This window comes from Corynebacterium sp. 1103A, from assembly GCF_055700955.1.
On sequence record NZ_JASTTF010000005.1, the window covers coordinates 102,269 to 119,261 of the forward strand.

14 protein-coding genes and 1 pseudogene are annotated in these 16,993 nt (G+C 64.6%); 3 read left to right on the forward strand and 12 right to left on the reverse strand.

Features of this window, described 5'->3' with window-relative positions; translation table 11 throughout:
- The first annotated feature begins 203 nt into the window (after positions 1–203).
- Positions 204–1,211, forward strand: a complete 1,008-nt coding sequence (locus QQS52_RS05585) for an HNH endonuclease signature motif containing protein (RefSeq protein ID WP_472772948.1) — start codon at positions 204–206, stop codon at positions 1,209–1,211.
- A gap of 162 nt (positions 1,212–1,373) precedes the next feature.
- On the opposite strand, the gene QQS52_RS05590 is transcribed toward QQS52_RS05585, so the two are convergent.
- Positions 1,374–1,733, reverse strand: coding sequence for an Rv2175c family DNA-binding protein (locus QQS52_RS05590; protein ID WP_070769634.1), 360 nt, complete (start codon positions 1,731–1,733; stop codon positions 1,374–1,376).
- Between the two features lie 66 nt (positions 1,734–1,799).
- Here QQS52_RS05590 and QQS52_RS05595 point away from each other — a divergent pair, with 66 nt between their 5' ends.
- Positions 1,800–3,137, forward strand: a complete 1,338-nt coding sequence (locus tag QQS52_RS05595) for a protein kinase domain-containing protein (protein ID WP_472772949.1) — start codon at positions 1,800–1,802, stop codon at positions 3,135–3,137.
- On the opposite strand, the gene QQS52_RS05600 is transcribed toward QQS52_RS05595, so the two are convergent.
- Both QQS52_RS05600 and QQS52_RS05605 read right to left on the reverse strand, forming a co-directional pair.
- The gene (locus QQS52_RS05600; RefSeq protein WP_472772950.1) at positions 3,134–4,537 is read right to left on the reverse strand and encodes a class II 3-deoxy-7-phosphoheptulonate synthase; all 1,404 of its coding nucleotides are present in this window, start codon (positions 4,535–4,537) and stop codon (positions 3,134–3,136) included. The two genes, QQS52_RS05595 and QQS52_RS05600, sit on opposite strands and share 4 nt — an antisense overlap.
- Positions 4,538–4,580: 43 nt before the next feature.
- Positions 4,581–5,090 carry a polyadenylate-specific 3'-exoribonuclease AS gene (locus QQS52_RS05605; protein ID WP_472772951.1) on the reverse strand — a complete coding sequence of 170 codons (510 nt, stop codon included), beginning with the start codon at positions 5,088–5,090 and terminating at the stop codon, positions 4,581–4,583.
- A gap of 273 nt (positions 5,091–5,363) precedes the next feature.
- Here QQS52_RS05605 and QQS52_RS05610 point away from each other — a divergent pair.
- Positions 5,364–6,038 (forward strand): annotated as a pseudogene (locus QQS52_RS05610) (glycosyltransferase 87 family protein); the annotation flags it as partial.
- 200 nt (positions 6,039–6,238) lie between these two features.
- Here the strand turns inward: QQS52_RS05610 and QQS52_RS05615 are convergent.
- From QQS52_RS05615 to qcrC, 9 genes are all read right to left on the reverse strand, one after another.
- Positions 6,239–7,429, reverse strand: coding sequence for an acyltransferase family protein (locus QQS52_RS05615; protein ID WP_472772952.1), 1,191 nt, complete (start codon positions 7,427–7,429; stop codon positions 6,239–6,241).
- Positions 7,430–7,434: 5 nt separating this feature from the next.
- Positions 7,435–8,190, reverse strand: coding sequence for a lysophospholipid acyltransferase family protein (locus tag QQS52_RS05620; RefSeq protein ID WP_472772953.1), 756 nt, complete (start codon positions 8,188–8,190; stop codon positions 7,435–7,437).
- A gap of 3 nt (positions 8,191–8,193) precedes the next feature.
- Complete coding sequence (locus QQS52_RS05625; protein WP_472772954.1) at positions 8,194–9,177, reverse strand: ROK family protein; 984 nt, start codon at positions 9,175–9,177, stop codon at positions 8,194–8,196.
- Positions 9,178–9,203: 26 nt separating this feature from the next.
- Positions 9,204–10,337, reverse strand: coding sequence for a glycosyltransferase family 4 protein (locus tag QQS52_RS05630; protein ID WP_472772955.1), 1,134 nt, complete (start codon positions 10,335–10,337; stop codon positions 9,204–9,206).
- Positions 10,338–10,369: 32 nt separating this feature from the next.
- Positions 10,370–11,467, reverse strand: a complete 1,098-nt coding sequence (locus tag QQS52_RS05635; RefSeq protein WP_472772956.1) for a C40 family peptidase — start codon at positions 11,465–11,467, stop codon at positions 10,370–10,372.
- A gap of 203 nt (positions 11,468–11,670) precedes the next feature.
- The gene (locus QQS52_RS05640; protein WP_472772957.1) at positions 11,671–12,288 is read right to left on the reverse strand and encodes a C40 family peptidase; all 618 of its coding nucleotides are present in this window, start codon (positions 12,286–12,288) and stop codon (positions 11,671–11,673) included.
- A 917-nt stretch (positions 12,289–13,205) separates the two neighbouring features.
- Complete coding sequence (qcrB, locus tag QQS52_RS05645) at positions 13,206–14,828, reverse strand: cytochrome bc1 complex cytochrome b subunit (RefSeq protein WP_472772958.1); 1,623 nt, start codon at positions 14,826–14,828, stop codon at positions 13,206–13,208.
- Positions 14,828–16,048, reverse strand: a complete 1,221-nt coding sequence (qcrA, locus tag QQS52_RS05650; protein ID WP_472772959.1) for a cytochrome bc1 complex Rieske iron-sulfur subunit — start codon at positions 16,046–16,048, stop codon at positions 14,828–14,830. Before qcrA ends, qcrB begins: the two co-directional genes overlap by 1 nt.
- Positions 16,045–16,944: a cytochrome bc1 complex diheme cytochrome c subunit gene (qcrC, locus tag QQS52_RS05655; protein ID WP_472772960.1), complete on the reverse strand. Its 900-nt coding sequence runs from the start codon at positions 16,942–16,944 to the stop codon at positions 16,045–16,047. Before qcrC ends, qcrA begins: the two co-directional genes overlap by 4 nt.
- Between the last annotated feature and the right edge of the window lie 49 nt (positions 16,945–16,993).

Sequence of the window (16,993 nt, forward strand, 5' to 3'; positions counted from 1 at the left end):
ACATTCCCGACGCGTATGGGGACCAGCTTTGCGCCTACTTGGGCACATTGCTCCATTTTTCGGCCTTTGGACAGGTGCGCCACGAAAACGGCCGTATTCGGCCTGTGGATAGTGTGCGCAAGACGGTTATAGCGCCCCGAGTTATCCACAGATCCGTATTTCGGCCCTTGTAGGGGTGGTCAGCCGCTTCTAGCGTGTGAGGCATGACAGCAACGACAGCCTTGGACACTGTGAAAGCAGCGCACGCCATCTTCGCGGACGGGATCCAGTATTTGGACCTGTGCCGCCAGCTCAGCCTGCCCGCTTTGAAGGCGGTCATGTCCGATGTTGCCGCCGCCGCGCACTGTCGTGCCTGCCACACCTTCTTCGGGACGACATCCTTTACGAAAAAACAAGCCGCCGCCCGGAAAGCCGCCGCTTCTCAGGGCCATCACCTGGACACCCTCTTAGTGTTGGACAACGCCTTCCGCCGGGTACGCAACCAGGCCGACGCCTGGGCCATGCTCATCGAGTTGTGCAACACCCCCGGCACCACCACACAACTGCGCAGACTGGCCAACCAAAAAGTACTCCAGCTCAACCGCCCCGCCCCACCCACCGAAGGAATACGAGTTATCCGCCGCAAGGACGGGCCCAGTACTTTCTCCATTACCGGGGACCCGCAGCTGATAGAAAACCTCTGGGCATCAATTAAAACCATCCCCGACGTCGAAGCCCTCTTTAGTGGCGGCCTCGAAAAACAACCCAAGACCACCCACGTGGTCATCTCCCTACCCGACTGGGTGCGCATCCTTACCGGCGACGGCGACGAGATCACCCTGCAGCTCAGCAACGGCACCACCATGACCGGAGCCGACTACATCCGCCAATGCCTACTCGATGCCGGCCTAGCCACCCTGGTGGACCCACGCCGCGGGCCGGTCAACCAATACCGCTACCAACGGCACGCCTCGCCCAAGCAAAAAGACATGGCCAAAGCCGAAACCACCCGGTGCGCCTGGCCGAACTGCCGCAAACCAGCCGACGAGTGCCAAGTCCACCACATCCACCCCTGGGCAGACGGCGGCGAAACCAACCAAGAAAACCTCACCCTCCTGTGCGAGTTCCACAACTCCTGGAACGACGACGACCCGACCTACCCCAGACACGGCAGGATCACCCGAAGACACGGCACAGTCACCTGGGACCCACCCTGGAGCAACAGGCCCTAACGGCCAACGGCTGACACGGCGGTCAGCCGCGAGAACAAGCCCACCGCGAGACCAAGGCTGCGAGGGGACACCACAAGCAACAAGGCCAGCAGAAGCACACGACTGCCTAAACACGCGAAAAGGCGCCACGGAAACCACTCCGTAGCGCCCACTCGGCGCGCCTTAGAAGGCCGAGGCCTGCGCGCGCCGGATTACTTCGCGCGCGAGGTGCCCGTGCAGGCCGTCGATGGGGCGCCCCGGCAGGGACTCGTCCTCGGTGAAGAGGTGGCGAAGGATTTCGTCCTCGCTGTAGCCGCCGTCCGACAGCACGGTGATGGCTCCCGAAACGAATTTGCTGATGGCTTCCTTATCGTTGAAGAAGGCCGCGGGGACCAGCTTCTTGTCGCCGGTGCGCCAGGCAATAATTTTCTTCGCGTTCAACAGGTCGTGCACGCGGGTCACCGCGATGCCGAGCTTGTCGGCGACCTGCGGCAGGGTGAGCATCGGTTCGTCGCGGAGCAGGGTTTCCAGAGATTCATCCATACTAGTCACGGCACTCTACTGTAGCCGGTGTGCACATCCTCCGGGATTTCGGCCATACTGGAATCCATGAGTCGCTTAGAAATTGGTGACGTGCTGGAGAACCGGTACCGGGTGGACCGCCCCATCGCCCGCGGTGGCATGTCCACGGTCTACCGCTGCGTGGACATGCGCCTGGGCCGCGCCGTCGCCGCCAAGGTCATGCACGCGGAATTCGTGGAAGACCCGGTCTTTACCCGCCGCTTCGAGCGCGAAGCCAAGGCGATGGCCCAGCTCGCCCACCCGAACCTAGTCGGCGTGTACGACTTCTCCGCCGACGGCAACCCGATGTTCCTCATCATGGAGCTCATCACCGGCGGCACGCTGCGCGAGCTACTCGCCGAGCGCGGCCCCCTGCCGCCCTACGCGGTCGCCGGCGTCATGCGCGCCGTGCTCGCCGGCCTGAACGCCGTCCATAACAAGGGCCTCATCCACCGCGACATCAAGCCGGACAACGTCCTGATCAACTCGGATCACCGCGTGATGCTCGGCGACTTCGGCTTGGTCCGCTCCACCAGCGCGCAGCAGGCGACCTCCGACAAGATCGTCGGCACGGTTTCCTACCTGGCCCCCGAGCAGGTCGACGGCTCTCCGATTACGCCCGCCACGGACGTCTACTCGGCCGGCATCGTCCTGTTCGAGCTGCTCACCGGCACCGTCCCCTTCCAGGGCGAGACCGCCCTGGCGCATGCCCTGGCCCGCCTTCAGGAGGATGTGGTGGCGCCGAGCGAGCGCATCGCCGGCATTCCGCCGCTTTTCGATGCCCTCGTCGCCTCCGCCACCGCCCGCGATCCGCAGGCCCGCTTCGCCGACGCCGGCGAGTTCCTCGCCGCGCTTGACGATGTCTCCCGCGAGCTCGACCTGCCCACTTACACCGTGCCCGTCCCCCAGGATTCCGCCGCCGCCCGCACCGCGGCGCAGCCCACGGACATGTCCGGCACGGCGTTCTTCGCCGCCACGGGGGTATTGGAGAACTCCGCGCCGTCCGAAGACCCCGGGAATCTGGACGCGGAGGCGGAAACGCGCATCGTTAGCGACCCCGCGACTGAGGCACCGACCAAGCAGTACCGCCGCGAGCCGCTCAGCTTCGAGACCCGCCTGGACCAGCCCCAGGTCGCCCCACAGCCGATGCCCGCACCGCAGCCAGCTCAACCAGCCCCTGTGCCGCACCAGCGCCCCCTGGCCGCCCCGATGGCCCGCACGGCAGAAAAAGAACCCACCGAACGGCTGCTGACCAACCGTTCATGGGTTCCGTTGACGCTCTTTCTCGTCCTAGCTGCTGTGCTCGCCGGCAGCGTCGCGCTGGCGGCCTGGTGGTTCGGGTCCGGCTACTACGCCGGTACCCCGATTTTCTGGCGCACCTACTAGCGATGCCGCCCCTGGTTCCGCAGCATCTCCGCCACCAGGAAGGATAGCTCCAGCGACTGCTGCGTGTTCAGGCGCGGGTCCACGGCGGACTCGTAGCGGCCTGGCAGGTCGACGTCGGTGATGTCCTCGGCGCCGCCCAGACACTCGGTGACGTCCTCGCCGGTGAACTCTAGGTGGATGCCACCCGGGTGGGTGCCCAGCTCGCGGTGCACCTCGAAGAAGCCCTGCACCTCGTCCAGGATCTTGTCGAAGTGGCGGGTCTTGTAGCCGTTGGAGGCGGTGAAGGTGTTGCCGTGCATCGGGTCGGACTGCCAGACGACCTTGTGACCGGACTCCTCGACGGCCTTGATGACCGGCGGCAGCACGTTGCGCACCTTGTCGTGGCCCATGCGGGCGATCATGGTCAGGTGGCCCGGCTCGCGCAGCGGGTCGAGCTTCTCCGCGTATTCCACGGCCTCCTCCGGCGTGATCCCCGGCCCCAGCTTGATGCCGACCGGGTTACCGATTAGCGCCGCGAAGTTGACATGGAAGTCTTCCATCCCACGGGTGCGCTCGCCGACCCACACCTGGTGGGCGGACAGGTCGTAGAGCTTGGTGTGGCCGCGGTCGTCCTGGCCTAGACGCAGCATGCCGCGCTCGTAGTCCTTGAGCAGGGCCTCGTGCGAGCAGTAGATGTCCGCCGAGCGCAGGGTGTCGTCGTTGACACCGCAGGCGCTCATGAAGTTCAGGCCGGCCTCGATCTCGTTGGCCAGGGCCTCGTAGCGGGCGCCGGCGCGGGAGTTGGAGACGAACTCACGGTTCCACTCGTGCAGCGAGTACAGGTCCGCGGTGCCCGACGAGGTCAGCGACCGCACCAGGTTCATCGCCGCCGAGGAGTTGGCGTAGGCACGAACCATGCGGGCTGGGTCGTGGCGGCGGGCTTCCTCGGTCGGCTCCACGCCGTTGACGATGTCGCCGCGGTAGTTCAGCAGCCCGTTACCGTCGCGGTCCGCGGAGCGCGGCTTGGCGTACTGGCCCGCGATACGCGCGAGCTTCACCACCGGCGTCGACGCGCCGTAGGTCAGCACGACGGCCATCTGCAGGAGGGTCTTAATGTTGCCGCGGATGTGCGGCTCGGTGTTGGACTCGAAGGTCTCAGCGCAGTCGCCGCCTTGGAGCAAAAAGGCCTTGCCAGTGGCGACGGCCGCGAGCTTCCGCTTCAGGGATTCAATCTCCGGTGGCACGACGATGGGCGGGACCGACTCCAAGATCTTGCGCACATTGTCCGCCTGGGCTTGGTCCCAGGACGGCTGCTGCTTGGCAGGGCGGTCTACGACGTCCCGAAACTTCTCCTCGATGCCATCCGGCAACGGGGGAAGATCGGGCAGGGCTTCGTTCGGGATATCAATTGTCCAACTCACACCCCGATTTAACCACGTTCATCGGTCGGATGATAGTTACGATTTACTTAGTAATTCGATTACCCTTGGTCAGTGGCAGCGCCTTCTGGCAGATGTTGAACTTGGCCAGGTTGTGGCGCGCGTCCACTAACGCGTCGTGGTTGCCCGCCGGCACGGCCGGCAGCTTCGGGCGGCCGGCAAACTCCCAGTACTGCTTGAGTTCTCGCGTGTACCGCGGCAGCCGTTTGGGCAGCCCCGCCATGTCGCCCCACAGCTGCGCGAGCACCACGTGGTCGTAGGCGCCGACCCACGCCCACAGTTCGGGCGGCGTTTTCGCACTGCATAAAAATCCGTAGACTTCCTCCCGGATGGTGTGGATGGGCTTCCACACGGCATCGTGGGGCGAGGGCAATTTGTCGAGCACGTTCTCGCACACCCAGGCGTTGGCCAGCTGCGGGTCGAACTCCGTCGACACGGCGTAGTACTCGCGCCCGTCTTCCGCGACAATACCGATGGAGACCAGCTCTATTGTCCGGCCGTCCTCGATGAATTCAGTGTCGTAGAAGTATCGCACGAGTATTGATTCTAGTCCTTGGTTAGACAGATCCTCGCGCGGGGTAGACTACGTTGCGTGCTCGCTTCAGTCGTACGGCGCATTCCCGCCTGGATCCCGCTCATCATCTCGTTCGCGCTCAGCATCTTCTGGCTTATCGATACCCCCTTATTCCTCACCGAGGGCATCCTGCGGCCGTACTACCACATCGATCTCGACGTCTACCGCGCCGGCGGCCAGGCCTGGTTGGAGGGCAAACACCTCTACGCGCAGGATTACGAGGTCTCCGGCGGGATGATCCTGCCGTTTACCTACCCGCCGCTGGCGGCGGTGCTCTTTTCGTCCCTCAGCGTGGCGAGCCTGCCGGTGGTCTCGGTGGTATGGACGGTGGCATCGTGGGCCGGGATGTGGGCATGCCTGTGGCTGGTGCTGCGGCCGCTGAAAAAAGACGTGGCGGCGACGTGGGCCGCCTGGTGCATGGTGCCGGCCGTCGTGGCCGAGCCTATCACCGAGTCCTTCAGCTTCGGCCAGGTCAACATCTTGCTCACGCTCATCGTGCTGGTGGACTTTCTGGTCCTGCCCCGCCGCCTGCGCGGCGTGCTGCTCGGCCTGGCCATTAGCATCAAGCTGACCCCCGCGGTCTTCGTGCTGGTGTACTTCGCCCGGCGGGAGTGGCGCGCGCTAGCGACCACCGCGGTGGCGGTTGCCGGCTGGGTCGGCGTGGGCTTTTTAGCGGCGCCGGCCAGTTCGCGGGACTATTGGCTGCAGACGCTGCGGGACTCGGAGCGTATTGGCGGCTTGGCGTATTCGTCGAACCAGTCGCTGCGCGGCTTCCTCGAGCGGATCGGAGCCGGCGACTTCTGGCTTGCCGGCGTGGCGGTCGTCATCGCCGCCTGCGTGGTGGCCGTTTACCGCGTCCGCGCCGGCGGCGTGGTGCCGATAGTCCTTATCGCCGCGCAGCTGTCGCTGCTGGCCTCGCCGGTGTCCTGGTCCCACCACTACGTGTGGCTGGTGCTGCTGGCGGCCTACGTCACCGCGCTTGTCCCCCGCAGCTACTGGCTGCCCGGGCTGCTGTGGCTGGTGCTTTTCGCCCGCGGGCACTGGCTGGTGCCCAACACCCAGAACCAGGAGCTGGAGTGGAGCCTGTGGCAGGCCGTGCCCGGCAACGACTATTTCTGGTTGACCTGGGTGGTCGTGCTGTGCGCGCTGGTGGCCCCGCGGTATATCTGCGGCGGTTTCATCGACCAGCCCAGCACGTGGACCTTGCTCAAGGCCCACAGCGCCAGCGCCCCGACGGCAGAAATGACCAAGCAGTAGAGGATCCAGAACCAGGTGTTCTCCCACGGCCACGCGCCGTCGATCATAACCTCGACCGGGTGGTGGGCGGTCAGCAGCCCGAAGCCCAGGGTCAGCGCGATGGGGTGGCCCAGGTAGACCGGCAACGTGTGCCGGCCGATAAACCGCAGCAGGTGGGATACACCCGGCACGTACGACAGCAACACCGCGCCCGCGATGGCGGCCGGGAACATCAGCAGGTGCTGTCCCAGGCGCACCAGCGACCAGAGCTCCGCGCCGCCGATCGAGTCCGCACCCGGCAAGTACCAGTCCACCACGATGTCCGAGTCCTTGATACCGTTCCACCAGCGCACCAGGCTGTAGCCCGCCACAAAACCGCCGGCGCTGCCAAGCACGGGCGCGATGGCCTTGAGCACCGCGTATATGGGCGGGCGCACGCGGGCGGTGAAGGCGTGGCGCAGGGGGGCTTCGATGAGCTCGGCGAAATCCGTGATCCACTGGCGGCAAAACGCGCCGATGACGAAGATGGGCAGGTACATCAGTGCCTTGCCCACGAAGTAGACCTCCTCGTGCCAGCCCAGAAAGAGCACGGGGGCCAGCGAGCCGAAAACCGCGGCCCAGCGCGGCAGGTGGCGGACCGCCCACAGGTAGAGGTTGAACAACACCAGCGCGTGCAGGAACCAGCCCATGTTGTGGCCCAGCAGCAGGGACACCGCGTAGTCGGTGAAGGTGCGCGGCTCGTCGCCGAAAACGATTGAGTAGTGGACGCTGTTGGTCCACAGCTCGACGGGCACCCAGATGCAGTAGGGCACGATGAAAAACCACAGGCGGCGGCTGAAGAGCTCCCACAGGCTGTAGTGGAAGATCTTTTTCGAAAAGTAGCCGCTGACCAAGAAAAACAACGGCATGCGCAGCGGGTCCAGCCAGGTGTTGGCGGTAAAGAGCCAGGTTAAGTGGGCATCCGGGACGGCGATGGAGATATGCAGCACCACCACCCCGATGATCGAGAGCCCCTTCGCAACATCAGGCCAGGCCAGCCTTTGGGAGGCGGCGGGAGAAGGCAAAACTTCTATGCCACCCCCGACTGCGGCGCAGACGGTTCCGCGCCCTCCGGGTAGCCGTTCCCGGCGGCCAGGGATTCCTTGACTTCGGAGGCGTAGACGTCCACGTAGGGCTGGTCCACCATGTCCGCCAGGCGGTGCATAACGAAGTCGGTGAAGGCGCGCGTGGCCTCATGGGACTCGGGGTCGAGGCCTTCCTCGCGGGCCCAGGCGAGGGGATCGATGGGCTCGCCCACCACCATGCCGACGCGCTTAGGCCGCGGGATCCACGTGCCGATGGGGTTGGCGTCACGGCTGCCGATCATGCCGATGGGGATGACTGGCTCGCCGGTGGCCATGGCCACCCGCGCCATGCCGGTGCGCCCCTTGTAGACGCGGCCGTCCGGGGAGCGCGTGCCCTCCGGATAGATGCCGAACAGGTCGCCGTTGCCCAGGATGCGCTTGGCGGAAATCAGCATGCCCGCGCTGGCGGAGTCGGCGTTGCGCTCGATGGGCACCTGCCCCACCGAGCTGAAGAACCACTTCTGCACGCGGCCGACCAGCCCGGGCGAGGTGAAGTATTCCGCTTTGGCGAGAAAGATAATCTGGCGCGGGCACAGCAGCGGAAAGTAGAACGAATCCATCACGGCCTGGTGCGTGGACGCTAGGATGGCGGGCCCGGTGGCCGGGATGTTGTCCATGCCTCGCGACCAGGGCCGGTTCCATAGGCGCAGCGCCGGGCCAAAGAAAATGTTCTTAAAGGCCCAATACCATTTATTGTGCATCGTCTAACTTTCCTCGTGAACCATGTCCGCCTGGCGCAGTGCCAAATCTGCCACTCCGATCATACCTGCTGCAGATCCCAGGCTGGCGGTAACGACCTCGGCCACGGGGCGGTGCCCCGCGCCGACGATGTCGCGGGCCATGAACTCGCGCGCCGTTTCCAGGTAGAGGTCGGCGTCCTTGCTGACTCCCCCACCCAGCACGATGAGCTCCGGGTCGAGGACGTCCGCCACGATCGAGAGGCCCTGGCCGAGCCAGCTGCCCAGATCCTCCATGACGGCAATGCCTAGCGCGTCGCCCGCGCGGGCGGCGGCGGCGATCTCCTCGCCCGAGGGATCGGCCGGCAAGGTGGTGGCATAGTCCGGGCGCAGCTCGTTGGCGGTGTCGGTCAGCGCGGTGCCCGAGGCGTAGCGCTCCAGGCAGCCGCGCTTGCCGCACGAGCACTGGCGCCCGCCCGGCACGACCACTAGGTGGCCGAACTCCGGGGCGGTGCCAAAGGCGCCGCGGTAGATGGTCTCCTGCGTCATCAACGTCGCGCCGATCCCGGTGCCCACAGAGAAAAAGACCCAGTCGCGGGCGTGCTGCCCGGCCCCGAAGCGCCACTCGCCCCACGCCGCGGAGTTCGCGTCGTGTTCGAGACGCACCGGCAGGCCCAGCCGCTCTTCTACCCGCCGGCGCACCGGCGCGTTGCGCCACGGCAGGTGCGGCGCGAAGCGGACCACCTCGCAGTCCGGGTCCATGAACCCGGCTACGGCTAGGCCCAAGGCTTGGATGCGGTAGGTGTCTTGGAGTCGGCGGACGGCATCGACAAGCACGTCCTCGAGCCCGTCGGCGGTGCTGGGGGTGGGGACGCTAACACTATCGATGAGCTGTCCGGCGGGCGTAATCACGCCGGCGCGCAGGTTGGTGCCGCCAATATCCATGCCGATAGTCAACGGCTGCGAGGACTCCGCCTCTGCAGACGAGGGGGCGGGAAAGGCTTTCGACATGCAGTCTAGGATATACCCCCTTCCCCTTAGCGGTCACATCGAAGCAGCCGGCGCAGACGCGCGCCCATGACCTCCCACGTCCATTCCTGCTGCACGTACGCCCGCCCGGCCTGGCCCATCTCCTGCCGGCGCTGCGGATTCGACAACAAAGTATCTAAGGCATCAGTGAGTTCCTCCACGCTTGTCCCGCGCACGACGATGCCCGTGTCTCGCGTGACCGTCTCCGGCGCGCCGCCGGAATCGCCCGCGATGACGGGCACGCCCGCGGCTTGGGCCTCGAGGTAGACGATGCCCAGCCCCTCCACGTCGAGCCCACCACCTCGGGTGCGCGCCGGCATGGCGAAGATGTCGGCGGCGGCCAAAGCGGCGTTAAGGTCGGCGGTGTCGGCGGCCTCGGCGAAGTGCGTGTCTGGGAAGTACATGCCGGCCAGTGCCTCGAGGCTAGCGCGGTAGCGGCCGCGGCCGACGATGAGCAGCTGAGCGTTAGGGTGCTGGTCTTTGAGCCAGCCGAAGGCGCGGATGAGCTGGTCCTGGCCCTTGCGCGGGACTAGGCGGGAGATGCAGACGACGACGGGGCCGTCCGCGCGCAGGCCGTAGCGGCGGCGGGCGGCGGCGGTCACTGCGGCGTCGACGGGGTGGAAATCGTCCGTGTTGACGGCCGACGGCAGGTGTACCCAGTCCAGCTGGGAGCCAAAGGCCGGGCGCAGGCGGCGCAGGGTGTAGTCGGAGATATAGGTCGCCGCGGTGGCGGAGGCTCCGATGAGGCGGAGGGCCTGGCGGGCGCCGGGGAGCATCGACCAGCCGACTTCGTGCCCGTGGGTGGTCACGATGACGCGGGTGGCGCCGGCGGCGCGGGCGGCCTTGCCGAGCAGCCCCAGCGGGGCGGCGGCGCCGAACCAGACCGTGTCGATGCCCTCGCGGCGGATGATCTCCTGCATGGCGCGGGCCGTCGCCGGCGTGGGCAGCATGACCTGTCGGGGCCAGCGCACCACCTGGTAGGGCAGGTCGCGGTCGTAGGAGGCGGCATCGTCGGCGTTTTGGGTCGAAGCGAAGACCATGACCTGGTCCGGTGGCAGGGTACCGAGGAAATCCCGCAGGTAGGACTGGATCCCGCCGATGATGGGCGGGAAATCGTTGGTAACAAGCAAAACGCGGGCCATAGGCACCAACTGTACCTATAACCCACGCGCGTTTAGTAACGGGAAGCGCCCTGGATGGGCATGGAGTCGACCGGCACGACCTGGACCGGCACGCCGTAGGTCGAGGCATGGACGACCTGGCCGTCGCCGATGTACATGCCGACGTGGGTAACGCCCGGGTAGTAGCCGACGATATCGCCCGGCTGCAGGTCGTTGATGCTCACGCTGGTGCCGCCGGCGATCTGCGCCTGGGAGGTACGCGGGATACTCACACCCTTTTGCTGGTAGGCCCAGAACATCAGGCCGGAGCAGTCGAACTCGCTGGGGCCGGCGGCGCCCCAGCCGTACGGGCTACCGATCTTCGACAGGGCCGCCGCCACGGCGTCCCCGCCCTTGCCGGACAGGCCGGCGATGTCCCCCGGCGACAGGGACAAGCCGCCGAACTGGGCCTCCCAGCGGGCGCGGTCCTCGCCGGACAGGGCGTCGACGCGCTCCTCGATGGAGGTCTTCTGCTTCTCCAGATCCTCCTGCTCGCGCACGAGGCGGTCCTTCTGCTCCTGCAGCTCGCGGGTCTTGCGCTCGGCCTCCTTGACGGCGGCGTCGGCGGCGTCGCGCTTGGACTTGGCGGCGTCCGCGTTGGTGGACATGGTCTCGAGGTCGCGCTGGGCGTCGCGGGAAATCGCGCCCAGGTAGCCGAGGCGCTCCACGGCCGCCTGCGGGTCACCGCTGGCCAAGGTGGCGGTCAGGCGGTCCATGTTCACGCCGCGGTAACGCGACTTGGCAATGCCGTTGACGTTGCCGCGCTGGTGGCTGACGGCGGCATCGGCAGCAGCTGCCTCTTCCTGGGCCCGGTGGGCGTGCTCGGCAGAGCGATTGGTGTCCTTTTCTGCCGCGGCGAGCTTGTCCTCGGCCTCCTTGACCTCTTCGCTCTTCGCGGAGACCTTCTGGGCCACCTCGCCCATCTCGGCGAGCAGGGAGTCAACGTCGTCACCGGCCGGCGCGACGGCGGGCTGATCCGCGCCGTCGGCCTCCTGCGCCACCGCCCCGGGACTCAAGACCGCTGCACCCATCACAACGGCCGTGGTGACAGCCAACCAGCTGCCGGAGATGCGGCGCATGGAACGGGCGCGCCCCGCAGAGTATTCAAGCACGATGACTCTTTCTTCAGTGTCAAAAAGGAGTGAACTAACTTAAAGAACTATAGAGCATCATGTCGGGGTTTACCAGTCAGGTGCAAAATTGTTTTCCCACCTTAAGGCGGGAAAGTGGCAAAGATGCAACGGGTGTGACAAAAGAGAAAAACCCCGACCCGCGCGCGGATCGGGGCCAGCCTAACGAGCGGCTGCGGTAAGTCCTAGAAGCGGAAGGCCGAGTGGATCGGCATGTAGTCCAGCGGACGCTCCTGAACCGGGGTGCCGGAATTCAGGGCGTCGATGATGGTGCCGTTGCCGGTGTAGATACCGACGTGGGAAGCGCCACCGTAGTAGGCAACGATGTCACCCGGCTGCAGCTGGTCCAGGGAGACCGGGGTACCCTGGGCGGCCTGCGCCTGGGAGGTACGCGGGATGGACTTGCCCACCTGGCCGTAGGCCCAGGAGGTCAGGCCGGAGCAATCGAAAGAGCTCGGGCCGGCAGCACCCCAGCCATACGGAGCGCCGATGACGGAGCGAGCCGCGTCGACGACCTTCTGGCCCTCGGACTTAGCCGGCGCCGGAGCGGCCTGTGCGGTGGCGTTGTAGTTGACGTTCTGTGCCTCACCCAGGGACGGGACGTAGGTCTGGATGTTCGGAACCTTCTCAATGTTCGGAACCTGATCCAGGCCCTGGACATTGAAAGAGTAGTTGGTGTTCGGGATAACTACCTCGGTAGCGTTCGCAACGCCCGGGACGGCGACGGTAGCGGATGCTGCCACTACGGCGGTGGTCGCGATACGACGGGTCATAGTTGCGGTCTGACGACGGTGCTTAGCCACGAAAAAACTCCAAATCTTGTTTGGCGCCTACCTTGCCAGGATTCTGTCTACCCCGGTAAGGCTCTGGCCCAGGGGACGGGCCTAACGTTCGTCGGCCGGCTGCAACTTCATTGCCGACCTCCGTTCGGCCACAACCCTCTTCGTGGGAGCGGCCAGATACGGCGCTTTAAAAAATCTTTAGTTCGGGACTGGCTGCTCGGTGAGCAACGCTGTGTCTCGAATAGGTTACGAAACAATCACGAACTCTGTCTAATTGACCGAAGTGTGTCGCGTTGTAACCGTTTCGTTATACTCCGTTTATCGGACTGAGACGCTATCAGATTTTGCGGTCTTGACGCGCCCCCCACGCCACCAATCGACCCGGACGAGGTTACCATGACCTGCGGCAACGGCCAAATCGCGACACCCTGAAAGCTCTTAAGCAAGTTCCACCCCACCCAATGAACGCCATCAAGCCAAACCCCTATTGTTAGCTTCCTCACACCCGCTATTCGAGGCCTAAATTCCGCGGTTTTTAGGTCCCAATGGGGCCAGTTTTGGACCCCGATGGGACTCGAGAAGAGTTCCCCCAGAGCCCTCACGCAGTTCTCTTTAGCCTTATACGCTACCCCATCGTTAACACGCGTACCAGTACATGGAAGCAGATCAAGATGGAACCGTTCCTCTACATACCTATCTATATAGAGGAATAGAATGCAGCCGGCCGCCATAGTTGGTCGCGCCGCAACGATGGGCCGTTCTACGGCCACTGAGCACCCCAAGGCACCTCAAGGAGCCCCTGCCGCCTCCCCTCCCCTGGCGGTGGGGCACGAGCGGGCCCAGGAGGCATCGGCGGGCAGTGGGGAAAACAAAACCCGCCTGACTCCCGGGTGGGAGCGGCGGGCTTTGTGAGCGCTAGTTAAAGGATGGCCGGGGTCTTAGTAGCGGCCGTTTTCCTCGTCTTCGCGACGATTAGCGTCGTTGAGGCGGCGGAACATCTCCGCTTCCTCGGCGGCGTTGTCAGCGTGGTGCTGGTGCACGCTCTTGACCACACCCTCGTCGTCGGAGGAGAAAACACCCTGGGTCTCGGCGTCGGCAAGGCCCAGTTCGTTGAGCTGCTTCGGAACCTTGGCACCGGCGTACTTGAGCGGGACGGCGTGGCCGTGCTCGTCAACTGGGCCCAGCGGCTGGTGCACCTCGATGAAGGCACCGTTCGGCAGCTGCTTGATGACACCGGTCTCAATGCCGTGCTCTAGGACCTCACGGTCGGAGCGCTGCAGGCCCACACAAATCTTGTAGGTGATGATGTAAGCCAGCGGCGGCAGGACCAGCAGGCCAATACGACCCAGCCAGGTCATGGCGTTCAGCGAGATCTGGAAGAAGTTTGCCACGTGGTCGTTACCACCGGACATGGTCACCAGCAGGAAGAAAGTGATGGCCATGGCGCCGATGCCGGAGCGAACCGGAACGTCGCGCGGACGCTGCAACAGGTTGTGGTGGGCGTCGTCGCCGGTCATCTTCTTCTCGATGAACGGGTAAGCGAACAGCAGGACAACCATCAGGCCACAGAGCAGTGCAACCCAGAAGGCGCTCGGGATGGTGTAGCTACCCAGGTAGAGCTCCCAGGCCGGCATAATACGGGCAACACCGTCAGTCCACAGCATGTAGATATCCGGCTGGGAACCAGCGGAGACCTGCGACGGGTTGTACGGCCCCAAGTTCCAGATGGCGTTAATGGTCAACAGACCAGACATCAGAGCCAGGACGCCAGCAACCATCAAGCCCATACCAATGGCCTTGGTGGCGAAGACCGGCATAATTCGGACGCCAACGACGTTGTTCTCGGCGCGGCCCGGCCCCGGGAACTGGGTGTGCTTCTGGTACCAGACCAGGATGAGGTGGGCAGCGATCAGGCCCAAGATGATGCCCGGGATGACCAGCACGTGCAGGATGTAGAAGCGATCCAGCATCAGGTCGGACGGGAAGTCGCCGTCAAAGATTGCCCAGTGCAGCCAGGTACCGATGATCGGCAGGCCCAGAATGATGGCGGACATAATGCGCAGACCAACGCCGGAGAGCAGGTCGTCCGGCAGGGAGTAGCCGAGGAAGCCCTCGACCATACCCAGCAGAATCAGCGCGCAACCGATGATCCAGTTGGCCTCACGCGGCCGCCGGAACGCACCGGTGAAGAAGATGCGCAGCATGTGCGCGACCATGGACATCATGAACATCAGGGCTGCCCAGTGGTGCATCTGGCGGACGAAGAGGCCGCCGCGCACCTCGAAGGACAGGTCCAGGGCGGTCGCGTAAGCACGCGACATCTCCACGCCGTTGAGCGGGGTGTAGGCGCCGTCGTAGATGACCTTGCTGATCGACGGGTCGAAGAACAGCGCCAAGTAGATACCGGTCAGCAGCAGGATGATGAAGCTGTACAGCGCCATCTCGCCCAGCATGAAGGACCAGTGGGTCGGGAAGACCTTGTTGATCTGAGTGCGGATCATGCCGGAGGCAGTGTACCGCGAATCAATGTTGTTACCGATTTCAGCGAGTTTATTGCTCATTATGACTTACGCTCCCAGAATGCCGGGCCGACAGGCTCAATGAAGTTACCCTGCGCGACGAGGTAGCCGTCTTCGTCCACGGTGATGGGCAGCTGCGGCAGAGCACGGGCGGCCGGGCCGAAGACCGGCTTGCCGTACTCCAGAGCGTCGAACTGCGACTGGTGGCACGGGCACAGGATTCGGTTGGTCTGAGCCTCGTACAGCGAGGTCGGGCAACCGATGTGAGTACAAATCTTGGAGAAGGCGTAGTAGTCACCGTGGTGGAAGTCTTCCTGACCCTTGCGCTCGACGGCGCGCTGAGCGTCTGCATGGCGCAGGCGAATCAGCATGACCGCGTTGCGGTTGCCGTGGATCGAGTGCATGTGGTTTTCGTAGACGTCCTTTTCCGGATCGTACAGGTCACCGTCGTTAACGTCGGATTCTGCCAACGGGAACACGGTCTCCATACCGCCGGCAGCCAGGTCCTCCGGGCGGACGCGCACTAGGCGCGCCAGACCCTTCGTGGTGTAGTGATTGCCGGACTCACCTTCGTGCATCTCAGCGATGGTGCTGGTGTCGCGAGCGAGGTAGAGCTTGACGCCCTTCTCGTGCAGAGTCCAGCCGGAGGTCCACAGGGTGCCGTCACCCATGTAGTTCATCTCGTGGCGAACCTTCCACGGGTTCTTGATGGCTCCGCCCAGCGGGGCGATGACCGACAGGCCGAACAGGACGCCGGCGCCGCCGAGCAGACCCATCAGGGTCTTGCGGCGCCCCAAAGTGGAAGTCTTCCACGAGTCGTTCAGCAGGGCGGTCAGGGTGCGGCGGTCTACCTCGTCGGACGGGCCGTCGTGGCGACGCTGGACCGAAATCTCTTCCGGAATGATCTTCTTGACGTACTGAATAATAGCGACGCCCAGACAGATGATTGCCAGACCGGAGAACAGACCCAGCAGCGGGGTGTAGAGCGTGTGCCAAATCAGGCCGTCTTCACCCAGGGTCTTGAACTGCCAAGGCCAGAAGAGGTAGACGCCCAAGAAGGCGATGGCCGAGATGATGGAAATCGTCAGCCAGATACCAATGCCGGTGGCCGCGCGCTTCTCTGCCGGGTCTCCCTCGACCGGGAAGCGCTCCTTACGGAAGGCGACGGTGACGTCGTCCAGCTCAGTACCGAGGGCAGCGAGCTCGTCGTTGCTCATGCCCTTCAGCTGAGTGTCGGTGTAGTTGTGATTTACGTTGCTCATGAGCGCGATCCCATCCACATAGCGGCCGCGCACAGCGCGGTGATGCCGATAATCCACATTGCCAGGCCTTCGGAGACCGGGCCGAGACCGCCCAGGTCCCAGCCTGCCGGAGACGGGGTCTCGTTAGCAGACTTGATGTAGGCGATGATGTCCTTCTTCTCGTCAGCGGTCAGCTGGCGGTCGGAGAACTTCGGCATGTTCTGCGGACCGGTCAACATGGCCTGGTAGATTTCCTGCTCGTTTGCGGGATCCAGGGGCGGTGCGTACTTACCAGAGGACAGTGCGCCGCCCTGGCCGGTGAAGTTGTGGCAGGAAGCGCAGTTCATGCGGAACAGCTCGGACCCCTTGGCGACGTCCTCGGCCTGAATCTGGCCGTTGTAGTTGGCGCCGCGCAGGGACTCCATAGCGATGGTGCCGTCATCGTTGTAGACAATGTCCGGGCCTCCACCGTTGGCTGCGACGTAGGCAGCCAGGGCCAGAGTCTGCTGCTCGGTGTAGCGCGGGGTCTTGCGCTCCGCCTGGGCATCGTTAGACATCATCGGCATACGACCGGAGTGGACCTGGAAGTAGACCGATCCGGCACCGACGCCGATGAGCGACGGGCCGCGCTTGTCGACGCCCTGCAGGTTGGCGCCGTGGCAGGTAATACAAGCGACATCGTAGATGTCCTTGCCTTCCTGGATGAGGGCTTGGTCATCCTTCTGGGCGGTGGCGACTTGAGCATCCGGCGTCAGGGCGGTAGCCAAAACGCCAGCACCCGTCAGACCGACGGTCAGCGCGAAAGCGCCCGCGAGGGTGCGCTTTATCTTGCGCCGGCGGCGGGTCTTTTTCGCCGCAGCTGCCGCGGTGGTCTCACCCACCGGTGAAGCGTTGTTGTTGGGATTGGTATCCATCATTTTCCTTTTGTGTTACTGGTGTCCGGAAATGAATGGCTGTAGACCGAGA